This is a genomic window from Candidatus Neomarinimicrobiota bacterium (assembly GCA_022560655.1).
Taxonomy (GTDB): Bacteria; Fidelibacterota; Marinisomatia; order SCGC-AAA003-L08; family TS1B11; genus JADFSS01.
This window is the reverse complement of sequence record JADFSS010000106.1, coordinates 1-5,522: the sequence shown is the minus strand read 5'-3', so window position 1 is coordinate 5,522 and position 5,522 is coordinate 1. Positions and strand designations below refer to the sequence as shown.

The following is a 5,522-nucleotide window of genomic DNA, read 5'->3' as shown; positions in this document are numbered from 1 at the left end:
GGCAAGGTGGCTGGCCACCCCCGGCCACTCCGGCCAACCTCGTCGCCAACCCCGGCGATGTGCAGGTCACCCTCCGCTGGCGTGCCATCACCGAGCCGGAACTCTCCCACTACGTGGTTTACCAGAGCACGACACCAGGGTTTACGCCCACCAGCAGCGATTCGGTGGCCCGGGTGGACCAGCCGGACTCTACGGTGACCCTCACGGATCTATTCAACGGCACCACCTATTTCTACCGGCTTGCGGCAGTGAATACGGCGGGACTGGCAAGCGAGTATTCCAACGAGGCGGTGGTGACGCCGGTGGCCACCCTGGCGGGCAACGCGCTCCAGTTTGATGGGATCAATGATTATGTCCAACTACCGACGGCCGATGTGCTGGCCTTGCCCGACGCTGATTTTACGGTGGAAGCCTGGATCATGGTGACCAGCTTTGATGGCGGTGACGAAACGGTGGTGGGTACCGACGAAAACATCGTGAATGAAGCCTTGCATTTGGTGATCCGAAATCAGAGACCCTACCTGGGCTTCGGCTCCAACGATTTGACCGGGAACACCCTTCTTTCCGCGAGCACCTGGTATCATATTGTGTGGCGCTACACCAAGTCCAGTGGGGAGCAGGCGATCTTTGTTGATGGCGTGCTGGATAACTCCGGGACCGGCCATGCCGCTTTTCAAGGAACGGGGATAGTAAGAATCGGGCGTTGGCTTGGCGGAAACTATTTCAACGGCCATATTGACGAGGTCCGCGTCTGGAGCCTGGCCCGCACCCAGACCGAGATCCAAAGGGGCATGGGCAGCCGCCTCGGGGGCAATGAACCCGGGCTGGTGGGCTACTGGCGGCTGGATGAGTCCAGCGGCACCACGACGGCCTATGACGGCACTCCCAACGGCAACCACGGCACCGTCTTCGGCGCCCAATTTGTGGCCTCCGCTGCGCCCCTGGGGATCACCACCTTCAACCAGGTTACCCTTGGCCCGGTGGTCACCGATGGGGGCGACTCCCGGGGCAGTTCCTGGGGGGACTACGACAACGACGGCGACCTGGACCTGTTTGTGGCCAACTGGAGCAACCAGAACAACTTCCTGTACGCCAACAACGGCGACGGCAGCTTCAGCCCCGTCACCACCGGCCCGGTGGTCAGCGATGGGGGCACCTCCTTGGGCAGTGCCTGGGGGGACTACGACGACGACGGGGACTTGGACCTGTTCGTGGCCAACAGTAGCAACCGGAACAACTTCCTGTACGCCAACAATGGCAACAGTAATAGCTGGATCAATCTGAAGCTGGTGGGCACCCAGAGTAATGTGTCCGCCATCGGCGCAAAAGTATGGGTAAAGGCGTCCATCAGCGGCCCTGCCAGCGGCGGGGTCTGGCAGTTGAACGAGATTTCGGGACAGACCGGCCATGGCGGCCAGAACAGCCTGAATGCCGAGTTTGGGCTGGGGGACGCCGCCAGCATTGACTCCCTCAAGATCGCGTGGCCCAGTGGCATCGTGCAGGTCCTCACAAATGTAGCGGTGGACCAGTTCCTGACCATCGAGGAGCTGGTGATCGTCACCCACACCGAGATCGTGACGGGCGTGGGGCAGGTCAGCTTTACGGGCACTGGCCTCACCATGAACTTCACCAGCCAGAGCGGCACCGATACCATCGTGGTCTCCCAGGTGCAAAAGTCCCCCGGCGGCGACCTGCCACCCAGTACCGGGCTGCTGGTGCCCCTATACTGGGTCATCGACCACTCGGGCACCGGCATCTTCTCGGTGGACATGACCTTCAACCTTGGAGCTGCTGCGATCAGCTCGACAGACCAGGCCACGCCAGGCAACCTGACGCTCCTGAGCCGGGCCACGGAGAGCGGTGATCCCTGGGCCGAGGCCGCCAGCGGGTCCAGCGCCAGCGACAGCTCCGTGACCTTCGCCGGGATTACCGGGTTCAGCGAGTTTACCATCGGGACTTTTGCAGATATCGCCGGACCGACCATTGCGAGCATTACCGCCACTCCCAGTAGTCCCAGTGTTGGCCAGGCTGTCACCGTTACGGCCACCGTCACCGATATAAGTGGTGTCGGCTCGGTCACGCTCATGTATCTAAAGGGCGGGGCCAGCAGTTATAACCCGGTCTCTATGGCCGATCAGGGTTTGGACACGTACGCGGGCACCATCCCCGCTTCCGCCATAAGCCTTACGGGTCTGGCCTACTTCGTTCTATCTGAAGATAACCTGGGTAATCCCGGCACTTCGGACACTGTTTCGATCCCGGTGAGATTCATCGAGGGGGCGCTATCAACTAGCATTACCGGCAGCACTTTCCCTAACGGGTTCCCCAAAGATAAGTGGCGGCTTATCTCTCTGCCGGGAGACCCCGATGTCAAGTCCGCCGCGGAGACCATCGGGGATGACCTGGGCGCACTTACATCGAACAGCACCTGGAAACTGTTTCGCTATACCGGCACCGGCTACGCGGCAGCGAGCGGTTTTGTCGCCGGTGAGAGCTACTGGCTGAAGCAGATCGTTGCGGACAATGTTGCTTTTCGCGTGGGTCCGGGGGAGACCGCCGACCTGACTGGCTTTTCCCGCACCCTCCAGCCCCGCCGGTGGTACTTTATCGCATCGCCGTATGCTTTTGAGGTGCCAGTGAGCCTTGACCCGGCAATATTCTATGGGCCCTTCACCTACGGCCCCTTTGGAACGGGGGGGCAGGAGGGGTGGTCGGTTCCTCAGCCAGAGACGAGCCTGCGCCCTTGGGGCGGTTATATTCTCTACAATAACACCGATCAAGTCCAGGACCTGATTATTTCACCGGCAATGCTGAGCAAAGTTCTGGCGAAAGGAGCTCGAGGTCCTTTAGAGGGGTGGCAGTTGCAGTTTACGGCTGAGGGCCGGAACTATTTTGATAGGGGCAACAGCCTTGGCCGGGTGCGGGGCGCTCAAGAAGGGCTGGACGGCTTTGATCATCCGGAGCCGCCCTATGTGGAAGGCTACGTTTCCCTGGCCATGGAGCGCCCGGAGTGGGGCTCGGACTTACCACGGTTCACCTCCGACATGCGCTCCCTGGATGAAACCAACGGCACCTGGGAACTGGCCCTGTATACCAAAGATGAATCGGGGGGCATTACCCTCTCGTACGATATCGAAGGGGATCTACCGATCACTACCGGCATCGTGCTGGTGGATCTGATGACCAGAGAAGTTCACGATCTCGTCAATGAGCAGGCCCCAGTGGTGGTGACGGCTTACAGTGAACGCTTCCCCTATCGGCTGGTGGTCGTCGCCGGTACGGCGGATTACCTCTTAGCCAAGGTGCACCAGATCCTGGCTGCCTTGCCGGAAGACTTTGCCTTATCGCAAAACTACCCCAACCCCTTCAACCCGGTGACAAGGCTCCGTTATGCATTGCCCCGACCCGCCAGGGTATCGTTGCGAGTGTACAACCTGCTGGGCCAGGAAGTGGTCACCCTGGTGGATGATTGGCAAGATATGGGCTACCATGAGGTCTCCTGGAATAGTAGAAACCGCGCCGGCGCCCTGGCTGCCTCCGGGTTATACATTGCGGTCCTGGCGGTCCCCGACCGGGTACTGACCAGGAAGATGGTGCTGCTGAAGTAGGAGGGCGTCCGCTTCGCAGCACGGCGTAGCATACGGAATGTAGCATACGGAATCTTGAACCTATCCGTATGTAATTGGTTATGCATGATTTAACGGTGAATACCCCCTGCTTTGGTTGCAGGGGGTCGAAGGTTCAAATCCTTTCGCCCCGACTACGAAAGTTGCCGACGGGGGATCAGTTTCTCGTCGGCATTTCTTATTTCTGCCTTACCAGATTGGAAATCCCTCTAGGTATGCAAACTACTGCAAAGAACCGCAAATTTCATCTTGGATCGCATACGGATTGTAGCATACACCGCCTGAGCCTCTTCCCCATTCCCTGCCCTACCATGTAGATAAAACAGCTGAGTACCTGCCCAATAACCAGGGGGGCAGGTTGCGAATCTTGAGGTTTCCTAACTGTTTGGTGGGGGTGGGCCAGCCTGGTTATTGTTGCGGGGCTTTAGTTATCCAGCCGCGCATAGCGTATATTTAATTTGACCATGGCGCCATCCTATGCCAGAACCATCCGGACTGTCCACCTTCATTACCGAGCTCAAACGCCGCCGGCGCGTCTTCCGTGTGGCGGCTGTTCTGCCGGGCGAGGTAAAGTCAAAACTGTGACCCAGCAGCGCAAACTCGCGGCAGTCATGTTTACCGATCCGGTGGGTGTACGGCCAAAACTAAGAAGAAGGAAGCGCAAGCTCTGAAATTATTAGAGACCTAACAACGACTGCTAAGTCCGGTATTTCATGTCCGAAAACAGGTCCAAATCATAGTTAAGCCGCCCATTGCCGCTGTACCCATGCAACCAGAAGTCTCTGGAGAGTTATTGTCGAAGCGCCATCGTAGAATGATCAGAGGCCTTCACGGAAACGCTTGCTGGAACGCGCTGATCTGGGGCTTATTGACGGTTAACATATTGACTGGCTGTGGAGGGAAATTAGAACTGGCCTCTCTGCAGATGATAAATGATGCTGAGGCTCAGTGGCAGGCCAATCCTGTCCTGAGCTACAGCATTGTTGCTGAGGTAGAAGGGCAGGGTGAACGCCGGCGGAATGAGATCACTGTGTCTCAAGGCCAGATCACCGGGGCAATCGTGATGTACTGGAACTCGGATCAGAGGCGGTGGGATGGTCCCTTGAAACTCCGCGAGGAACAGGCTTTTCCGTTTACCGTGCCAGGGCTTTTCGACCTGGTGCGAGATGAGCTGCTTAGAAGCAGTCGCATAGACATCCGGGTAGCCATGAGCGGAGACCCGGCATTCCCCCGACGCATTGTGTTGGGACCGGTTTGGCAAGATGAGCAGCCGCGGTCAGGCACTGAAACTCGAGTGACCATACGAAGCTTCGAGCCGGTGTTAGCAGATGAGATATAACGATAAGAGCAGCTGTGTCCCAACTACTCATTCAGCCGACGGCCCAATGTTTCTGAGCCGCACCCGATTTTCACCTGACTTGGCCATAGCCCTGGCGTTGCACCCATGCAAATCCATAATGTCCAGGGAGCAAAAACTATAACGTGTGGCCCGCTAACTCACAATAGGCTGCCATCTCAAGCACCTATGATTGGTCACACCGAGTGGGACCAGTGCTATCTCATGTGGAGTAAGAAGAGAATTATCTTCCTAAGAAGCGAAAGGAGTAAATAATGAGCAAACGAGTGGCCTTGATCACAGGCGGCGCGCGTGGCATCGGACGTACCCTTGCCCTGGCTCTGGCCGAAGATGATTGGTCTGTGGCCATATGTTATCGTACCAGCGCAGAGGAGGGTCAAGCGACCCTAGAGGAGATCCAACAGCAGGGCGGTGACGGGCTGGCCGTGCGGTGCGATGTATCCGACCCTGAGGCCGCTGAGGAGTTCGCGGGCCAAGTGGAGCAGAAGTGGGGACAGATCGATGCCCTGATCAACTGTGCCGGACCCTATCACCGCATC

3 protein-coding genes are annotated in these 5,522 nt (G+C 58.2%); all 3 read left to right on the top strand.

The features are described from left to right. Window positions 1-3,608 (top strand): ASPIC/UnbV domain-containing protein (locus tag IH971_10730; protein ID MCH7498310.1); only part of this gene is annotated, 3,608 nt, incomplete at its 5' end. Window positions 3,609-4,551: 943 nt separating this feature from the next. Then, the gene (locus tag IH971_10725; GenBank protein MCH7498309.1) at window positions 4,552-4,965 is read left to right on the top strand and encodes a hypothetical protein; all 414 of its coding nucleotides are present in this window, start codon (window positions 4,552-4,554) and stop codon (window positions 4,963-4,965) included. A gap of 272 nt (window positions 4,966-5,237) precedes the next feature. Further along, on the top strand, window positions 5,238-5,522 hold a 285-nt coding region (locus IH971_10720), incomplete at its 3' end, for an SDR family NAD(P)-dependent oxidoreductase (protein MCH7498308.1).

What these genes read in the sequence shown, in the direction of transcription:
- IH971_10725 (MCH7498309.1), top strand. Translation starts at nt 4,552, where the DNA reads ATGATAAATGATGCTGAGGCTCAGTGGCAGGCCAATCCTGTCCTGAGC.